This is a genomic window from Xylanibacter rarus (assembly GCF_001275135.1).
Classification (GTDB): domain Bacteria; phylum Bacteroidota; class Bacteroidia; order Bacteroidales; family Bacteroidaceae; genus Prevotella; species Prevotella rara.
The window spans coordinates 1-18,726 of sequence record NZ_LFQU01000038.1 but is presented as its reverse complement, the minus strand read 5'-3'; the positions used below and the strand labels follow the sequence as shown (position 1 = coordinate 18,726).

Annotated in this window: 14 protein-coding genes and 1 other RNA gene; 7 read left to right on the top strand and 8 right to left on the bottom strand. The window is 36.4% G+C overall.

The annotated features are described in order from the left end of the window. Positions 1-199 precede the first annotated feature (199 nt). Positions 200-1,501 carry an ArnT family glycosyltransferase gene (locus ACU52_RS13210; protein WP_239684930.1) on the top strand — a complete coding sequence of 434 codons (1,302 nt, stop codon included), beginning with the start codon at positions 200-202 and terminating at the stop codon, positions 1,499-1,501. Positions 1,502-1,962: 461 nt separating this feature from the next. Next, positions 1,963-2,910 carry a glycosyltransferase family 2 protein gene (locus ACU52_RS13205; RefSeq protein WP_053399129.1) on the top strand — a complete coding sequence of 316 codons (948 nt, stop codon included), beginning with the start codon at positions 1,963-1,965 and terminating at the stop codon, positions 2,908-2,910. A gap of 88 nt (positions 2,911-2,998) precedes the next feature. Here the strand turns inward: ACU52_RS13205 and ACU52_RS13200 are convergent, their stop codons facing one another. Then, the gene (locus ACU52_RS13200) at positions 2,999-4,642 is read right to left on the bottom strand and encodes a glycoside hydrolase family 43 protein (RefSeq protein WP_053399128.1); all 1,644 of its coding nucleotides are present in this window, start codon (positions 4,640-4,642) and stop codon (positions 2,999-3,001) included. Positions 4,643-4,685: 43 nt separating this feature from the next. Next, on the bottom strand, positions 4,686-5,780 hold the full coding sequence (locus tag ACU52_RS13195) for an ATP-grasp domain-containing protein (protein ID WP_147630881.1): 1,095 nt from the start codon (positions 5,778-5,780) through the stop codon (positions 4,686-4,688). Positions 5,781-5,897: 117 nt separating this feature from the next. On the opposite strand from ACU52_RS13195, the gene ACU52_RS13190 reads away from it, so the two are divergent. Together ACU52_RS13190 and nifJ are read left to right on the top strand one after the other, a co-directional pair. After that, positions 5,898-7,085 carry an ATP-binding protein gene (locus ACU52_RS13190; RefSeq protein ID WP_021854560.1) on the top strand — a complete coding sequence of 396 codons (1,188 nt, stop codon included), beginning with the start codon at positions 5,898-5,900 and terminating at the stop codon, positions 7,083-7,085. A gap of 89 nt (positions 7,086-7,174) precedes the next feature. Further along, positions 7,175-10,726, top strand: coding sequence for a pyruvate:ferredoxin (flavodoxin) oxidoreductase (gene nifJ, locus ACU52_RS13185; RefSeq protein WP_053399126.1), 3,552 nt, complete (start codon positions 7,175-7,177; stop codon positions 10,724-10,726). 679 nt (positions 10,727-11,405) lie between these two features. Here the strand turns inward: nifJ and ACU52_RS13180 are convergent. The 6 genes from ACU52_RS13180 to ACU52_RS13155 form a co-directional block, all read right to left on the bottom strand. Continuing rightward, positions 11,406-11,678: a PqqD family protein gene (locus ACU52_RS13180; RefSeq protein ID WP_053399125.1), complete on the bottom strand. Its 273-nt coding sequence runs from the start codon at positions 11,676-11,678 to the stop codon at positions 11,406-11,408. A 6-nt stretch (positions 11,679-11,684) separates the two neighbouring features. Continuing rightward, positions 11,685-12,173 (bottom strand): S24/S26 family peptidase, encoded by a 489-nt coding sequence (locus tag ACU52_RS13175; protein WP_053399124.1) that lies wholly within the window; start codon positions 12,171-12,173, stop codon positions 11,685-11,687. After that, positions 12,140-13,075 (bottom strand): hypothetical protein, encoded by a 936-nt coding sequence (locus tag ACU52_RS13170; protein WP_053399123.1) that lies wholly within the window; start codon positions 13,073-13,075, stop codon positions 12,140-12,142. The genes ACU52_RS13175 and ACU52_RS13170 overlap by 34 nt, the downstream gene beginning before the upstream one ends. 27 nt (positions 13,076-13,102) lie before the next feature. Continuing rightward, positions 13,103-13,510: a hypothetical protein gene (locus tag ACU52_RS13165; RefSeq protein ID WP_021854566.1), complete on the bottom strand. Its 408-nt coding sequence runs from the start codon at positions 13,508-13,510 to the stop codon at positions 13,103-13,105. Continuing rightward, complete coding sequence (locus ACU52_RS13160) at positions 13,507-14,370, bottom strand: sigma-70 family RNA polymerase sigma factor (protein WP_053399122.1); 864 nt, start codon at positions 14,368-14,370, stop codon at positions 13,507-13,509. The genes ACU52_RS13165 and ACU52_RS13160 overlap by 4 nt, the downstream gene beginning before the upstream one ends. Positions 14,371-14,545: 175 nt before the next feature. Further along, positions 14,546-15,991, bottom strand: a complete 1,446-nt coding sequence (locus ACU52_RS13155; protein WP_021854568.1) for a Do family serine endopeptidase — start codon at positions 15,989-15,991, stop codon at positions 14,546-14,548. Positions 15,992-16,265: 274 nt separating this feature from the next. Here ACU52_RS13155 and rnpB point away from each other — a divergent pair. The 3 genes from rnpB (at position 16,266) to ACU52_RS13145 (ending at position 18,640) form a co-directional block, all read left to right on the top strand. Beyond that, positions 16,266-16,637: RNase P RNA component class A (gene rnpB, locus ACU52_RS13250), an RNA gene on the top strand. A 24-nt stretch (positions 16,638-16,661) separates the two neighbouring features. After that, positions 16,662-17,981 (top strand): YihY/virulence factor BrkB family protein, encoded by a 1,320-nt coding sequence (locus ACU52_RS13150; protein WP_053399121.1) that lies wholly within the window; start codon positions 16,662-16,664, stop codon positions 17,979-17,981. A gap of 266 nt (positions 17,982-18,247) precedes the next feature. Next, complete coding sequence (locus ACU52_RS13145) at positions 18,248-18,640, top strand: YkvA family protein (RefSeq protein ID WP_021854570.1); 393 nt, start codon at positions 18,248-18,250, stop codon at positions 18,638-18,640. The last annotated feature ends 86 nt before the right edge of the window (positions 18,641-18,726 follow it).

Sequence of the window (18,726 nt, the reverse complement as noted above, 5' to 3'; positions counted from 1 at the left end):
CTGAAATAAACATTATATATTATTTTAGCACTGCCGACAAAGGTATTTTATATTGCATAGAAAAAATTAGGAATAAATATCGCTTTAAATAAGTTTTATTTTTAATTTTGCAATTCAATATTATGTTAGGGCTTGCAATTATGCTTCACACGATAATATGTGAGGCATATTTTAATGTATTGCTCATAAAATCAGAAATATGGATAAACAGGAAAAAAAATTATTATTAATCCTAATGGTGATATGCGTGATATCACTTATCTCATTCATCGGTTTGTCATTATTTAATACTCGTGGCGAACCGCGTGAGGCAATAGTATCATTGTCTATGCTAAAATACGGCAACTGGATATTACCAATAAACAACGGAATAGACATTGCATATAAACCGCCATTGCTACACTGGTTTATAGCGTTATTATCATATATTTACGGAGAAGTTACTACGTTCACCGCACGTATGCCTTCAGCCATATCATTAATAGCAATGATTGCTGCTGGATATGTATTCTTTGCCAAGCGCAAAGATGCAACAACAGCTTTCATTGCCGGCATAATTACACTCACCTGCTTTGAAGTACATAGAGCAGGAACATCATGCCGTGTTGACATGCTGCTGAGTTCGCTTATAGTTATCGCCCTATATCAGCTGCACAAATGGGGCGAAAAAGGAATGAAAGGTTTTCCGCTATGGGGTGTATTAGCAATGAGTGGTGCCTTCCTGACTAAAGGGCCTATTGGCATATTATTACCATGCCTTGTAGAGTTTGTATATCTACTTATACGTGGAACAAAGCCCGCAAAACTTATTTTTACTTTCATATTGATTGGTCTATCTGCATGTATACTTCCATCTTTATGGTACATTGCTGCATATAGGCAAGGCGGAGACAAATTTTTGGAATTAGTTTATGAAGAAAATGTCCTACGCTTTCTTGGAAAGATGTCATATTCTTCACATGAGAAACCTGCATATTATAATTTAATAACAGTAATTGCCGGATATGTCCCATACACTCTTCTTGTAATTATATCGCTTTTTGCTATTAAATATAAGTCGTTTGATTTTGGAATAAACCAATGGTGGAAAAAACTTCGCAATCGAATTACAAAAATGGATTCAGCACATTTATTTTCACTATTGAGCATAGTTATTATTTTCGTATTCTATTGCATTCCAAAAAGCAAACGTAGCGTTTACCTTTTACCGATATATCCGTTCATTGCCTTTTTCTTAGCAGAATATATAATATACCTATCCCATAAACATAAAATTGTCTTAAAGGTTTTTGGAAATATCATGGCAGGAATATCAATTCTGCTAGTGATTTGTTTTTTTGCTGTAAGAATCAACATTATACCTGAAAGCATTTTTTTCAGGCAAACATGCAGTAGAAAACATAAATATGATGAGAGACTTGGCCACTACAGAATTGAATTTTATGTCTATAATAATATTGGCAATCCCTATCATAGCTTCTATTATATTTTGGCGTATTAAGAATCAGAGCCCTTACAAATTGGTGTTATCCACATTAGGAATTGTTTGGGGAATCTTCATTTCTCTAGACGGATTCTATCAACCTGTAATACTTAGTTCTAAGTCAGACTACAATGTTGCCATGCAAATAAAAAACGATTGTACCAAGTGGCAGAATATATTCATATAGAACAGACATTGTTGTTGGAGACCGTATGCACCCGTTCACAATAAACTTTTATCTTGGCGACCGTGTTGTGCCGTTTGACTGTTTCAACCCTTCATATGGCTACCTTATTGCAGGAAATGATGACATTGAAACTTTCAAAAAAACATACCCCAATTATAGAGTAGAAGAAATTCGTGATTTTAAACATCGCAGCTGTGATGATAAAAAATGGTTGCACTTTTATAAATTCTACAACAACGGAACAAATAAACAGAATTACAAATCAATATAACAATAAAAATAAACCTGAACAATGAACCTTTTAATAGTTGTACCATGCTATAATGAAGAGGAAATGCTGCCGGAAACCACTAAACAATTAACTGCAGTAATAGATAAAATGGTGCATGACAGAAGCATCAGCACCGGCAGAATCTTGTATATTGATGATGGAAGCAAAGACAACACATGGAAACTGATAGAAAAATATGCCTCAGAAAGCAACAAAGTATGCGGTTTAAAACTATCTCGAAATTCAGGACACCAATTCGCCCTTACTGCAGGACTTGAATGGGCTTCTGAAAATGCGGATGCAGCAATATCAATTGATGCAGACCTGCAAGATGACGTCAATGCAATATATGAAATGGTCAAATGTTTTAATGATGGTAAAGACATCGTTTACGGAGTAAGGCGTGAACGCAAGACGGACACGTTTTTCAAACGCAATACAGCACTTTTATTTTACAAGCTCATGAATAAGTTAGGCGGTAAAATAATCTATAACCATGCAGACTTCAGACTGATGAGCCGTAGGGCCCTTAAATCATTAATGGATTATCCCGAGCGTAATCTATTTTTACGTGGTATGGTCGCTTCATTAGGATATCCGTCAGATACAGTCTATTATGACAGAAAAGAAAGAATGGCTGGTGTATCTAAATATCCATTAAAGAAAATGATCAGCTTTGCCCTAGACGGAATAACATCCTTCTCAATAAAACCTTTACACTATATTACTTACCTTGGTGTTGTATTCATATTGATTTCTATAGCCGTAATTATATATGCACTGATATCATATTTCGACAGAGATGCAATTCAAGGTTGGACATCTCTTCTTATATCTGTATGGTTCATTGGCGGATGTATACTTATCGCATGCGGGGTCATTGGTGAATATGTTGGAAAAATCTACATTGAGACAAAAAGAAGACCATTATATTTTATAGAAAAGACCGCAGGCATTTCGAATAAATAAAAGCATAGCTATCATATAAAGACTCCCCGGATTTAAATGTTTAAATCCGGGGAGTCTTTATATGGTAAATCTTATAGTAACAAGATTATTATTTTGTAACATGGAACCAATCAGCCTCTAACCATCCTCTATTAGCCTTACCAGCAGGTTCTGCTGCTACAAAACCAATTTTAGCTCCAATCCATTTGCCTTCACGCATCTTGAAACTTTCGCCTACTTTCTTATATTTTTTTCCGTCTAAACTATATGCAAAATTACAGATGCCATCATTAACCATCAAACGGAGATAAATATCTTCGTGAATGGCTGGTTGGTAATCAATCTTATCAATTTCAGTAGGCTTAAGCTTGGCAATGACATTAACTTTTTCCGGCTTTCCTTTATCAGCTTTTAAGCAGGTAATCTGATGAAGTTCAAATTCATCCCCAACTCTTTTTACAACAATAGCAGAATAATCGAGTCCCATCATAATCAGACCTCCAAACTGGTTCTGATCTTTAGCAGTTACACGTACTTTAGCTGTTGCTGTAAATTTATCAGCAGGAGTTTTCTGAAGCAGCAAATTCGGCACTTCCCATAAGTTCACGAAATTCTCACTTAACTTATGATTGTAGACTCTAAAAGTACCAAATGAAGTAGGCATACCAAAGAACTGATTATAATTTGCATGCCACTGCCATTGTTTACCCAAGAGAGGCTGATTAAACTCATCGCTTTCAACAGGATTTTGAATAGGCCAAGCTTTAGATGTTTTTGGCTTACGGTAAGTTTTAACAGGATCACCGCAATAATCACCATCTTTATCTATTCCCATAACAGGCCAATTATCTCTCCATTCAACCGGCTGTAAATGCACTACACGTCCATAACAGCCCTTATCTTGAAAATGCAAAAACCAATCTTCACCAAATGCAGTATGAACCCACGCTCCTTGATGAGGGCCATTGACATCACTCTTTCCTTGGGCTAATACTTTTTTGCACTCATAAGGACCAAATGGATTCTTAGATCTCATAGCAAGCTGGAATCCTGTAGGTACTCCACCTGCTGGGCACATAATCCAATACCATCCATCCCTCTTATAAAACTTTGGACCTTCACAAGTTCGGTTCTCCGTTCCATTACCATCAAAAACAATAACAGGATCACCGATAGCCTTTGTTCCATCAGCAGATAATTCACGCACTACTATTACAGATGCGAAACGTGATCTACTATTTGCATAAGCACTTACAAGATAGCATCGTCCGTCCTCATCCCATAGTGGTGTACTGTCAATATTGCCAGGTCCCGGAATAACGCAAACTGGCTTCTCCCACTCTCCAGCAGGATTCTTTGTCTTTACCATGAACACGCCATAATCAGGATCACCCCAGTAAATATAAAATTCTCCATTATGATACCTGATACTTGGAGCCCATACGCCATTACCGTGAGAAGGCATATTGTAAACGCTTGCCGGCTCAATATCCTTCAAAGCATGTCCTATTATTTCCCAATTAACCAAATCCTTTGAGTGAAGTATTGGCAAACCTGGAGTACAGTTGAAAGAACTTGCAGTAAGATAATAATCTTCACCTACGACGCATACATCAGGATCGCTATAATCCGCATTGATAACAGGGTTTGTATAAGTGCCGTCGCCATTATCAGGACACCAAACCTCAGAACGGTATTGTCCATATGAAGCTAATGGAACAAAAAGCAATGACAAAAAGAATGTTTTTTTCATGTGTTCAAGTAAATTAATTTTATATTAATAATTAAACGATATCCTATATGACTTTCACAAAACTTTTTCCTATTGAATCAAAACGCAATAAATAATTTACATCGTGCACAATATGCATAAATTCTACAGATGTGTCATTAGTTTTTCTTACTGAGTTTGCCACATGCCCCATTGTACGACGCAAATTAATCTCAATACAAGGATTCAACAAAAAGCCGTTGACACCACCAGAAACAATCATCATGTCAACACCAAACGGCCCTTGATATGAACCTGAAAGATACGATGAAAAAACTTTTATAATATTTTCTCTGATACGTGTCAGCATTTCCTCCGACACATATTTTGAGAGTAATTCCGTTTTATATGATTCCGATGCTATGATATTACCCGTATATGACACACCATCTGTATTAAACAAAGATAAGCCACAATAACTAATATGCCCATCACCATGAGAATAAAACTCCATGGCAAAATCTTTCACCTTATTATAATACGGCTCAACACAAAGTCCTCCTTGACGATTTATAATGTTTTTAATCCATCCTAATTTAGAAGGGCAGACTTCCTTTTCTGAAAGATATTTAACGCCACGTCCACTACTACTCCACGGTGCTTTAACAACGACTTGTCCATATTTTTCAACCAAGTTAAAAATATCTTCAGGATGAGTAACATAAAAACTTTCACCACACGTCATATCCTCTATACCAGCTCTAATCAATTTTAATAAAGCGGATGTATGACTGCGATTTGAAAAATGTTTTACATCAGTCAGAATGCGATCATCAACGACATCACACAAATCTTTTCCGTTAATTATTATCCCTGACTTAGAAAGCATTGAACGTAGGCTTAAGTCCCATCCCCATGGGTCTATAGATGAAAAATCCGCGGCTTTCAAATCATCAATAGTAACAAAAACGACATCTGCATGACACCTGTGGGTCTTTGCTAAAGCTTTAAGTGCATAAGGAACATCATCAACAAGAACGCAATCACCATCATTTGCCCATAGTGCAGGAATATATCCCAAGTTCATTTTGAACTCCTGAATTGCGTGCGGCAGGGTTATGCTTTCTGTCCCATATGCTAAAGCAATGTCATGCTCTGGATTAAAAATATGTAACTTCACAAAAAACAATTATTGATTTTGGTGCAAAAATAATAAAAAAAATGAGTTTTTGCAATGTATGGTTTGCAATTATAGAATAAAATATTATCTTTGCAAAAGAAAACAAATTAAAAAAGAATGGAAGCTTTCTTTCGTACCCATACTTATTTGGTAGAACACACAAACGCCCCCGTTCGCCGCATGCTGATGGACGAGATAAACTGGGACGAGAGGATGATTGGCATAAAAGGTACAAGAGGTGTTGGCAAAACTACTTTTCTTTTACAATATGCAAAAGAAAACTTCGCACCTAATGACCGTAAATGTCTTTATGTCAACATGAACAACTTCTATTTTCAAGGAAGAGGCATTGCAGACTTTGCCGGTGAGTTTTACAAAAATGGTGGAAACGTACTGCTAATTGACCAAATCTTCAAAGAACCAAATTGGAGTAAAGAGCTACGTCTCTGCTACGAAAAGTATCCACAACTAAAAATTATATTTACAGGTAGCAGCGTTATGCACCTAAAAGAAGAAAATCCTGAGCTTAATGGTATTGTAAAAAGCTACAACCTTAGGGGCTTTTCTTTAAGAGAATATATAAATCTTGTTGCTGGAACAAACTTTAGGCCGTATACATTAGATGAAGTATTACGCGACCATGAACATATAACTCGCCACATCTTACCTGAAGTTTCACCTGGAAAATATTTAAAGGAGTATCTTCACCATGGATTCTATCCATTTTTTCTTGAGCACAGAAATTTCTCCGAGAATTTGCTCAAGACAATGAATATGATGACAGAAGTTGATATACTACTGATTAAGCAGATTGAGCTCAAATATCTCACAAAGATAAAAAAACTATTTTATCAGCTTGCAGTTGACGGTCCCAAGGCACCAAACATAAGCCAACTGGCAATTGATATAGAGACAAGCAGAGCTACGGTTATGAACTACATAAAGTACCTGGCAGAAGCACGGCTGATTAACATAATATATCCTGTCGGTCAGGAATTTCCCAAAAAGCCAGGAAAGATAATGATGCATAACCCGAACCTTATTTACGCAATATATCCTATTAGAGTAGAGGAACAAGATGTTATGGAAACATTCTTTGTTAACTCTATGTGGAAAGATCACAAGATAAATCAGAGCAATAAAGATAACTGTTACACAGTAGACGAAAATAAGGAGTTCAGAATCTGTGACGCTACAGGAAATGCAAAAATCAGAATGAATCCAGACACTATTTATGCCCGCTACAACACAGAAATCGGCAAAGGAAATCAGATACCATTATGGCTATTAGGATTTCTATATTAAAAGAAGAAATATTTTATTATATAATTAAGAAGGTATATAGATACACTAACATTTAATATTTTATTAAAAATGGCTAAAGAAAAAAGTTTATCACTTGTGATGGTAACGAAGCTGCTGCTCACATAAGCTATATGTTTAGCGAAGTTGCAGCAATTTATCCTATCACACCATCTTCACCGATGGCAGAACACGTTGACGAATGGGCTGCAAAAGGCCGTAAAAACCTTTTCGGACAGACTGTTTCTGTACAGGAAATGCAGTCTGAAGGTGGAGCTGCCGGAGCCGTTCATGGTTCACTTCAGGCAGGCGCCCTCACAACAACATTCACAGCGTCTCAGGGCTTGCTGCTCATGATTCCTAACATGTACAAAATTGCCGGAGAACTTCTGCCATGCGTTTTTGACGTATCTGCACGTTCATTGGCATCAAATTCATTGTGTATCTTTGGTGATCATCAAGACGTTATGGCTTGTCGCCAGACTGGTTTCGCAATGTTCTGCGAGGGATCTGTACAGGAAGTTATGGACCTTACAGCCGTAGCTCACCTGGCATCACTTAAAACATGCGTACCATTCCTTAACTTCTTCGATGGTTTCCGCACATCTCACGAGTATCACAAGATAGAACTTCTTGAGCAGGAAGATATCGCTCCGCTGCTTGACATGGAAGACGTTAAACGTTTCCGCGACCGTGCGCTTACACCTGAGCGTCCTGTAACACGTGGTACAGCAGAGAATCCTGAAACATTCTTCACACACCGTGAATCTTGCAACAGCTATTATGACAAAGTACCTGAAGTTGTTGAGCATTACCTCGGTGAAATCAGCAAGATTACAGGTCGTGAATACCACCTCTTCTCATATTATGGTGCAGACGATGCTGACAGAATCATAATCCTTATGGGTTCTGCAACAGAGGCAGCACGCGAAGCAATCGACCACCTCAATGCAAATGGCGAGAAAGTTGGTATGATTTCTGTTCATCTCTATCGTCCATTCTCTGTTAAACACCTGCTCGCTTCTGTACCTAAGACGGTTAAACGTATTGCAGTTCTTGACAGAACAAAAGAACCAGGAGCTGAAGGCGAACCTCTGTATCTTGATGTTAAGAGCGCTTACTATGATGTTGAAGACAGACCTCTCATCGTTGGCGGACGTTATGGACTAGGTTCTAACGATACAACTCCTGCTACAATCATATCAGTATTCAACAATCTGAAACTTAACGAACCTAAGAATCATTTTACAGTAGGTATTGTTGACGATGTTACATTCACATCACTTCCTCAGGTTGAAGAAATGGCTCTTGGCGGCGAAGGAATGTTCGAAGCTAAATTCTTTGGTTTGGGTGCAGACGGTACTGTTGGTGCAAACAAGAACTCAGTTAAGATTATTGGTGATAATACCAACAAACACTGTCAGGCATACTTCTCTTATGACTCAAAGAAATCAGGAGGTTTCACATGTTCACACCTGCGTTTCGGTGATTCACCAATCCGTAGCACATATCTCGTAAATACACCTAACTTCGTAGCATGCCACGTTCAGGCTTACTTACATATGTACGATGTTACACGTGGTTTGCAGAAGAACGGTACATTCTTGCTGAACACAATATTCGATGGCGAAGAGCTTGTAAACTTTATACCTAATAAGGTTAAACGCTATTTCGCTCAGAACAATATTACAGTTTACTATATTAATGCAACTAAGATTGCACAAGAAATTGGCTTGGGCAACCGTACAAACACTATTCTTCAGAGTGCATTCTTCCGTATAACAGGTGTTATTCCTGTTGACTTGGCCGTTGAACAGATGAAGAAATTCATCGTTAAGTCTTACGGAAAGAAGGGACAGGATGTTGTTGACAAGAACTATGCTGCAGTTGATCGCGGTGGCGAATACAAACAGCTTACAGTTGATGCAGCATGGGCAAATCTTGAAGACGATGCTATAGTAGAAGACGATGCTCCTGCATTCGTAAAAGAACTTGTTCGTCCTATCAACGCTCAGGCTGGAGACTTGCTGAAAGTTTCAGACTTCATCAACCATGACACTGTTGACGGTACATGGCAGAATGGCACATCAGCTTATGAAAAGCGCGGTGTTGAAGCCTTCGTTCCTGTATGGAATTCTGAAAACTGTATCCAGTGTAACAAGTGTGCATATGTTTGTCCTCACGCTGCAATCCGTCCGTTTGTTCTGACAGACGAAGAGCTTAAGGGCTTTGACGACACAACTCTCGAGATGAAGGCTCCTGCAGCAATGAAGGGTATGCACTTCGTTATAAAGGCAAGTGTTATGGATTGTCTTGGATGTGGTAACTGTGCTGATGTTTGTCCTGGAAATCCGAAGAAGGGTAAGGCTCTTACAATGGTTCCATTCGCAGGAAATGATGTTGAGGCTGCTCGTTGGGATTATCTGGTTAACAAAGTTTCAAGCAAACAGGATCTTGTAGACATCAAGTCAAACGTTAAGAACTCTCAGTTTGCTAAACCTCTGTTTGAGTTCTCTGGAGCTTGCTCTGGTTGCGGTGAGACACCTTACGTTAAACTGATTTCTCAGCTCTTCGGTGACCGTGAAATGATTGCTAACGCAACAGGTTGTTCTTCTATCTACTCTGCATCTATACCTTCTACTCCTTATTGCAAGAATGAAAAGGGACAGGGTCCTGCATTCGACAACTCTCTGTTCGAGGACTTCTGCGAGTTCGGTATGGGTATGGTACTTGGTAACAAGAAGATGAAAGAGCGTGTAACAGTTCTTCTGAACGAAGCTATTTCAAAAGAGGATACTCCTGCTGAATTCAAGGCAGCAGCTCAGGAGTGGATTGGTGCTCAGGATGATGCTGAAGCATCTAAAGCTGCAGCTGCTAAGCTGAAACCAATGATTGCAGCTGGCGCAGAATCTGGATGTGAAATCTGCAAGGAACTTAAGACTCTTGATCACTATCTCGTTAAGCGCAGCCAGTGGATTATCGGTGGTGATGGTGCATCTTACGATATTGGCTACGGCGGTCTTGATCATGTTATCGCAAGTGGTGAAGATGTCAACATCCTCGTCCTTGACACAGAGGTTTACTCTAACACTGGTGGTCAGTCTTCTAAGTCAACTCCTCTTGGTGCTATCGCCCAGTTTGCTGCCCAGGGTAAGAGAATCCGCAAGAAGGATCTCGGTCTTATGGCAACAACATATGGCTATGTTTACGTTGCACAGATTGCAATGGGCGCAGATCAGGCTCAGTGCTTGAAGGCAATCCGTGAGGCTGAAGCTTATCCTGGTCCGTCACTCATCATTGCTTACGCTCCTTGTATCAATCATGGTCTTAAGGCTAAAGGTGGTATGGGCAAGAGTCAGGCTGAAGAGGCAAAAGCTGTTGAATGTGGCTACTGGCACTTGTGGAGATACAATCCTGAACTTGCAGAAGAAGGTAAGAATCCATTCTCACTCGACTCTAAAGAACCCGATTGGAGCAAATTCCACGACTTCCTGCTCGGTGAGGTTCGTTACCTCTCTGTAAAGAAAGCATATCCAAATGAGGCTGAAGAACTGTTCGCTGAAGCAGAGCGTATGGCTAAACTCCGTTATAACAGCTACATCCGTAAATCTAAGGAAGACTGGAGTAATGGTGAAGAGGCTTAATAAGCTAAATAATAATATTTAGGTGATTTTGAACGTTTATAAATCACCTGAATATCAGATCATAAGGCTGTCCCTTTAAATTGGGACAGCCTTTTTATATTAAGAAATCTAGGATTATATATAATTATTATAGAGCCTCCCCTATATTAACAAGCCATACTTAATCACACCCACAAATTATTTTCCTGCAACGATAAAATCTTAATTAATTATCAATTAATAAAAAGTCTGATGAGAACTTTATTGTATAATGGATAAAAGTCTATGATTTTTGAATAAAAAACAAGTCATTTATATCGTAAAAACAACAGAGTTTTTACCAAGAAATCAATTACTTATAATATAAAACCTAATTGGCAAGTTTTATAAAAACAAGCTATAATACGAAGCAAAAGCAGATATATATAACATTTAGCCTCTAAAATATTACAATTTTAAAGGTATCATTAAAAAATTAAATGAATAAAATTTCTAGATAACATCTATAATTTCTTTTTTCAAATAAATTTCATCATTGAATGAAAATCGGGCAACATCTTTCTAAACTATAAATAGAGTTATCATTATAAAAAAATCAGCAGGATTATTTTTAATTATCCATGCTGATTTCTAAGTTAGAGTCAAATCTATAGGTTGAATGAAATCCTTCTTTTAAAATATTTTATCCTATCAGATAACTTTATTCTTCAACAATACCAGCCTTCATCCATTCTGACATTATCTTTTTTGAATCAGCAAATGCTATTTCAGTTGTCACTTGATATTTTTCTGTCAAAAGATCTGTCAACGTATTCTCGTCGAAAAAATTCAATGAGGATATCTCATTCCACAAATATGCAGAAGATTCATTCATACTTATTATATTTGTGAAATCTACATTATCAATTCCTTCTGCAACAATCACATGTTCACCACATACATTGCGTAGTTTAAAACCCTTTTTTGCTTTCATATTAAACTATAATTTTACCGGAAAAATTCTTAACCATAATTTTCTATAACCATATAGCAAGTATCTTCTAATTGGAAATAATTTGTTCCACATAAATGAATACAATTGCCATTTTATACCATCTGTCCGCTCCAGAGCGCCACGTCCTTTTCTGTAAAAGCCTACAGCACAGCCTTTAATATCATTAATTCGACATAATTCGGTCTGTATGTTTCCATCACCTCTCAATAGGATAAAATTTTCATCCATTTTAATTACCCGATGCAATACATATTGTCCTTTATTAATTTCTGCCAACACAACATCATCTATTTTAATGCTATCAGACTTTTTTAATAACGCTTTATCTCTTTTATCCTCTAAAAAAGGCCTCATACTGAAACCTTTTAATCTTATTGTAACAGTACGTCCCTCATCCAACAGTCTTATAATTTCTGGGATGAGATATTTATTCTGGATTTCTATATCTTTTTGTTCAAGATCTTTTCGTGACATAAAAGTGCTGCATTTCTATCAGGAAGACAATATAACGTATAAATATCTATTTTACTTATAATTTGTATTATATTACTACAAATTGAATCATATACCAATGTATCCCATTTCATTGTGGAACAGCAAGGCAATATCGACGCAAAAGCCTCTGTTGGTCTTAATTTCTTAATATGGTTGCAGTCCCCTCGCTCAATCCGAACTAAAGCTCTTAGCTTTGTTTTAACATTTCGATAACATGGTGTCTTTCCACTCCAAGGGCTACCATACAAATATGGCACATCATTAATTATACGGATAATCGGATTATCATCATTTAATAATTCAGAATTAAATATGTGTTTAATCCACAAACCGGTATGCGTACTTTTACCTGTTCCACTCTTTGCTATAAAGGCAATTCCGTCATCACCATATTTTATTGCAGATGCATGTATTAGCAACGCTCCTTTTGAACTGCCGGCAAATGCATAAATCATCATTAAAGCATTATTAAGGCCAAAACGTCGCATACTTGCATCTCCTTTTAAGACGCAATGACATTCAGTAAAAGTTTTATCTGTAAGCAATTCACAGCATACATTATTACATATATCATTAACAGAAAACAGATATTCTCCACTTTCTAATTGATCTACTATGACACAACCATTTCCTGTATCAAATGAGCCTATATGGTTCTTGCATATACCGATTTCAGGTAATACAGAAACGACATACAGACAGAACAAAAAATTACCATCTGAATTATTCGATATGCTGAAATCATTCAAAGATGGTAACAAATCAATATTATTCTTACTGATATCCTCAAAAAGGATTTTTACAATAAAATCTGCGATATTAAAATAATATGCATGTGATGCAACATTTAAGTCTATATTTTCAGTTCTTACATTGTCCATCAACAATACGATATTATATGTTTTTATTTATTCAGGTTTTACATTAGTAAAATGAAAATCATCACTAGAAATATACTTTATATTAATATTTCCATTCTTTACATATTTATTCTTTATTTTTTGATACTTCTTATCAATATCTTTACGCTTCAATGCATAGCTGACAATACATGTACGATGAGGTATATTTTTCTGTTCAAAATAATTCTTCAACTGATAAGAGTAATCGCTTCTATTTAACAAGAAATCACTTTTATCATCTATCCATGCACTATCCAGTTCCTGAATATCGGTGAAATATACTATTGAATCATTAAAAGATGCTGCAACTCCAAAAACATATGCCTTGGGCACACATTTATTTTTTGCAGAAACAGTTATACTTAAAGCTATAATAGAAAAAATAATACAAATAAAATATTTCAAACTTCTCATTGTCCTAAATATGATTTTAGTAATTTATTTTTAGTATTGTGACGCAATCGTCTTATTGCTTTTTCTTTAATCTGCCTAACTCGCTCACGCGTCAGGCCATACTTGTCCCCTATCTCCTCTAATGTCATCTCTGGCTGATTTATGCCAAAAAAGGCCTCTATAATATTGCGTTCACGCTCATTAATAGTCTGCAATGCACGATTTATTTCCTCACGTAACGACTCCAACACAAGAGTCTTATCTGCCATTGGTGAATCATTATTCGGCAAAACATCCAACAAACTATTATCTTCACCTTCAGCGAATGGAGCATCAACAGACACATGCCTGCTGTTAACCTTCATTGCTTCTTCAATTTTATCATGTGGAATGTCTACCTTGTCTGCAATTTCATCAATACTGGGCCTACGTTCATTCTCTTGTTCAAACTTATTTAATGCCCGATTAATTTTATTTACAGACCCCACCTGATTTAGTGGAAGCCGCACAATTCTGCTTTGCTCCGCTATCGCTTGAAGAATACTTTGGCGTATCCACCATACAGCATATGAAATAAACTTAAAGCCTCTCGTTTCATCAAATTTCTCAGCAGCCTTAATCAATCCGACATTTCCTTCATTAATCAGATCCGGCAAACTCAATCCTTGATTCTGATATTGCTTCGCTACCGAAACGACAAAACGCAAATTTGCTTTTGTCAATTTTTCCAAAGCCTTTCGGTCACCTTTTTTTATACGCTGAGCCAACTCTACTTCTTCTTCTACACTTATTAATTCTTCGTGTCCTATCTCCTGAAGATATTTGTCCAGAGAGTCACTCTCTCTATTGGTTATCGATTTTGTGATTTTTAGTTGTCTCATGTAGCATATAAATTTAAGTATTTGCAAATTTAATAACTTTCTTATTAAATGCAAAGAAAATATTGTGAAATATACAAAATATTTTCACATAAAAATAAGTAGAAGTTATAATTGGTAATTTTATCAACAATAAAATTGTCCCAAAATAACTTCTACTTAATTTAATCTACATCAACTATTTTGATATCGGAACAGCAAAATACGACTTCTTTCCTGTAGGATAAACACCCTGGATATAAAGAACAGGATCCTTACTTACAGATGCTTCTTTTACTGCCTTCTGAAGATCGTCGATTGTCTTCATCGTAACATCATTCACCTTTTGAATTATAAAGCCTTTATTGATGCCTGCTTCTTTAAATGCGCCATCGTTCACCTTCATAACCATCAAACCATAGCTAATATTGAGCTGTTTCTTTTCTGACTCATTTATTTCACGGAAGTTACCGCCAAGAACATCAAGATCAGCATTCTTGATAACCTTAGTGTTTCCTTGCTCATTCTTAAGTGTCACTGCTGCAGTCTTTTGACGCTTATTGTGCAGGAAAGTAATTGTCACCTTTTCACCCGGACGCTTATTTGCAAGATACTCCTGCAGCTCAGCCATCTTCTTAATCTTTTTACCGTCAACAGCAGTAATAACATCGCCCTCTTCTATTCCAGCCTCAAATCCTGCACCATCTTCAGAAACTTTAGATACATAGATACCTTCCATTGTACCTAAGTCTATTTCTTTACCATTTTCTTTCTGCTGATCAACATACTTGTTGACATCAGCCCCTTCTATTCCCAGAACGGCACGTTGCACGGTTCCATAAGTCTTTAAGTCTGCAACAATTTTATTCATTATAGTTGTCGGTATTGCAAATCCATATCCACTATAACTTCCTGTTTGCGAATAAAGCATGGCGTTTATACCTATAAGTTCACCCTTTACATTAACCAATGCACCGCCTGAATTTCCGGCATTAATTGCAGCGTCTGTCTGTATAAACGACTCTATGTCGTTTGCTCCTAAAGACCTGGCTTTAGCACTTATAATACCAGCTGTTACAGTAGAACTTAAATTAAAAGGATTACCGACAGCCAGCACCCATTCACCTACTTTCAACTTATCACTATCTCCAATAGGCAAAGTAGGAAGATTTTTTCCGTCAATCTTTATTAAGGCCAAGTCGGTCTTTTTATCCGTACCGATAATTCGTGCCGAAAACTCTCTATTATCATCTAACGTAACAGTTAATTCGTCGGCTCCATCTACAACATGATTGTTTGTTACGATATATCCATCTGAAGAAATTATAACACCCGAACCCGCACCTTCACGCTTTGGTGTCTGAATCTTTCTTTTCTGAGAGCCCCTGTTTCCTGGATTACCAAAAAAGCCAAAAGGATCAAAGAAATCTCCGAAAGGATCGTCCTGCACATCAACAGTCTGAATTTTGCTGTTTTGTAGATATTTAATATGAACGACAGCAGGTAGAGCTTTTTCTGCTGCATATGTCAGGTCTACAGGTTGACCGGGCAAATTATTTGCATAAGCATTTGTAAAAGCTCCTGTTGAGAATGACATTGCTATTAAGCAAATAGCATAAGCGAAATAATTTGATAATTTTTTCATCTCATTTATTTTTTATTTAAACTTAAAATATCAATTTCTTTTCATGCAAATTTAGACGCAAAATTTGTTAATACCACGTTTTCTCTTATATATTTGTCCTCTTTTAACACTAAAAATAATACTATTAACGGCTCTTAGTGAGAAGTGCACATAATTTTACATTCGTTTAAATGTACAATTGGCTTATAATTCATGACAATACATTACAATAAAATGTAAAATTATGATTTTATATTTCAAATTACATGATTTTTATGTATCTTTGCAGTCGAATACAGTGTTCCGGCTCTGTCGCTTGTAAGTTCAATCTTATAAGAGGAAAGTCCGGGCAGCATAGGATGCTCCACTTCTGAAAATAGGAGCTGTTGGCGACAGCAGGAGATGCAGAAGAAAACAACCGCCGTAAAGGCAAGGGTGAGAAGGTGGTGTAAGAGACCACCAGCTGGCAAGTGATTGACAGGCTGTGCTATCTGGAGGCTGCAAGTTCATGTAAACCATCGTCTGAGGGTTATCCGTCCGAAATATCACGATGGAGGGTAGAATGCTCGAATTATGGGGTAACTCATAATCTAGATAAATGACAGGCACTTTAATATGCTATACGCATTTTAAAGGACAAAACCCGGCTTATAGGGACACTGTTTCTTTTATCTAACCACAAAATAATATTATGAAAAAATTGATAAATAACATTTTATCTTTTTTTACTGTTACTATTTGGCGTGTAAAACGTCAAGACGTCTCACCTCTAAAATACTTCTGCTACGAAATAATTAAAAAATTATTCCTGGCAATAGAAAGTGCAACAACTAAACGAATGACAGATTCGGCTTCTGCACTTACATATTCAACATTGCTGGCAATAGTACCCATATTGGCAGTTGTTTTTGCAATCGCCAGAGGCTTTGGTTATAATAAATATATTGAGTCTTGGTTTAGAGACGTTTTATCAAGCCAGCCACAAGCAGCAGAAGTTATTATCGGATTTGTAAATTCATATCTTGTTCATACAAAAAGCGGTATATTTCTCGGAATTGGACTTCTTTTTATGTTATGGACCGTTATAATGCTTATCTATAATATAGAACAGAATTTCAATAGAATTTGGCAAGTAAAAAAGCCAAGAAGTTTATTCCGTACAATAACGGACTATATGGCAATGTTTCTTCTTGTACCAATAATAATAGTTGTCACATCAGGTATTTCCATATTCGTGGCAACAATTGCAGACCAGATGGAAAATTATGCGTTGCTGGCGCCAATGATTCGCCTTATCATCGATGTGATGCCATACATTCTCATGATTGCCGTATTCATTGCACTTTATGTATTTATGCCAAATACTAAAGTAAAATTAAAATGTGCGATTATGCCAGGAATATTAGCGGGGTCAGCAATGCAAGGTCTTCAACTATTTTACATACACTCTCAGATATGGGTAAGCAGCTATAATGCAATTTACGGTTCATTTGCAGCATTACCTCTTTTTATGCTGTGGGTTCAGATATCATGGATAATATGTTTATTTGGAGCCGAACTATGCTATACTAATCAAAACTTAGAAGAATTTGCCTTTAAGGCACAAACTGAAGATATAAGCCATCGTTACAAACTGATGATGTGTGTAATCCTTGCCAGCTGTATATGTAAAAGATTCGAAGAAGGCAGAAAACCATATACAGCATTAGATCTTAAATTAATTACAGGTATACCCATTCGAATTACAAATGATTTATTATATGAACTTGTCAAAATAAATATCCTGACAGAAATATCAACAGACGATAAAGGTGATTACAACTTCTATCAACCAGCGGAATCTACGTCACGACTGAGCGTAGGTCTATTAATAGACCGTTTGGAATCATACGGCAAATGGAAACTTGAATTAGATTTTCACAAATTTAAATCAGAAAGATGGAAAAAGATTCTAATGGCACGTTCCACATATCTTGAGAATCAGCGTAATATACTTTTAAAGGATTTATAAGCGTTGGGATGTCAACAAGAAAATACAACAAGACATTTTCATTAGAACCTTATACATAAAAGCCATACATCCAATAATACCTGTATCAACCTTATCACATGTTTTCAAAATACGAATTGTATCTTTAAACCTCAAATTCATTTGTGTTATTTTATGTTATTTTAGGATGTCAATAATATTATTCATTCCCAAATATATTGGATAAAATAAAAATTATTACTAATTTTGTCGTGGTATATTTTATTATAAATTAAAATCAAATAGAAATGAATTTACCTGATTTCATGTCATATTCCAATAAATTCACGAATGGTGACTTTATTGAAAAAATCTCGAGAATAGCAAAACGTGCGGGAGCAAAATTGGTTTACGCTTCTTTAATATTGTATTACACTTTGCAAAGCGATAAGGTTTCCGTTAAGGATAAAGCTATTATTATCGGTGCTTTAGGATATCTTATAAGCCCACTCGACGTGATACCTGATGCAATACCAATTGCCGGATTAGGTGATGACTTGGCCGTTTTAATTTACGTACTTAACAAGGTATGGGGAGACGTGTCAGAAGATGTTAAGGAAAAAGCAAAAAGCAAACTAAGTAAATGGTTTGATGAAGACGAAATAAAAGAAATTGACAACCTTTTTGATGAAACAAAATAAGACAAAATTGAGGGCGATTTGTTAATCGCCCTCAATTTTGTTTCATTCATATCATTATTTTCAATAATGTCAGCACTATTTAAATC

Bases quoted from the DNA above. Each gene is read 5' to 3' on its own strand.
- ACU52_RS13170 (WP_053399123.1), bottom strand. From the start codon at position 13,075: ATGGACAATGTAAGAACTGAAAATATAGACTTAAATGTTGCATCACAT.
- ACU52_RS13175 (WP_053399124.1), bottom strand. From the start codon at position 12,173: ATGTCACGAAAAGATCTTGAACAAAAAGATATAGAAATCCAGAATAAA.
- ACU52_RS13210 (WP_239684930.1), top strand. From the start codon at position 200: ATGGATAAACAGGAAAAAAAATTATTATTAATCCTAATGGTGATATGC.
- ACU52_RS13160 (WP_053399122.1), bottom strand. From the start codon at position 14,370: ATGAGACAACTAAAAATCACAAAATCGATAACCAATAGAGAGAGTGAC.
- ACU52_RS13155 (WP_021854568.1), bottom strand. From the start codon at position 15,991: ATGAAAAAATTATCAAATTATTTCGCTTATGCTATTTGCTTAATAGCA.
- ACU52_RS13190 (WP_021854560.1), top strand. From the start codon at position 5,898: ATGGAAGCTTTCTTTCGTACCCATACTTATTTGGTAGAACACACAAAC.
- ACU52_RS13180 (WP_053399125.1), bottom strand. From the start codon at position 11,678: ATGAAAGCAAAAAAGGGTTTTAAACTACGCAATGTATGTGGTGAACAT.
- ACU52_RS13205 (WP_053399129.1), top strand. From the start codon at position 1,963: ATGAACCTTTTAATAGTTGTACCATGCTATAATGAAGAGGAAATGCTG.
- ACU52_RS13150 (WP_053399121.1), top strand. From the start codon at position 16,662: ATGAAAAAATTGATAAATAACATTTTATCTTTTTTTACTGTTACTATT.
- ACU52_RS13165 (WP_021854566.1), bottom strand. From the start codon at position 13,510: ATGAGAAGTTTGAAATATTTTATTTGTATTATTTTTTCTATTATAGCT.
- ACU52_RS13145 (WP_021854570.1), top strand. From the start codon at position 18,248: ATGAATTTACCTGATTTCATGTCATATTCCAATAAATTCACGAATGGT.
- ACU52_RS13200 (WP_053399128.1), bottom strand. From the start codon at position 4,642: ATGAAAAAAACATTCTTTTTGTCATTGCTTTTTGTTCCATTAGCTTCA.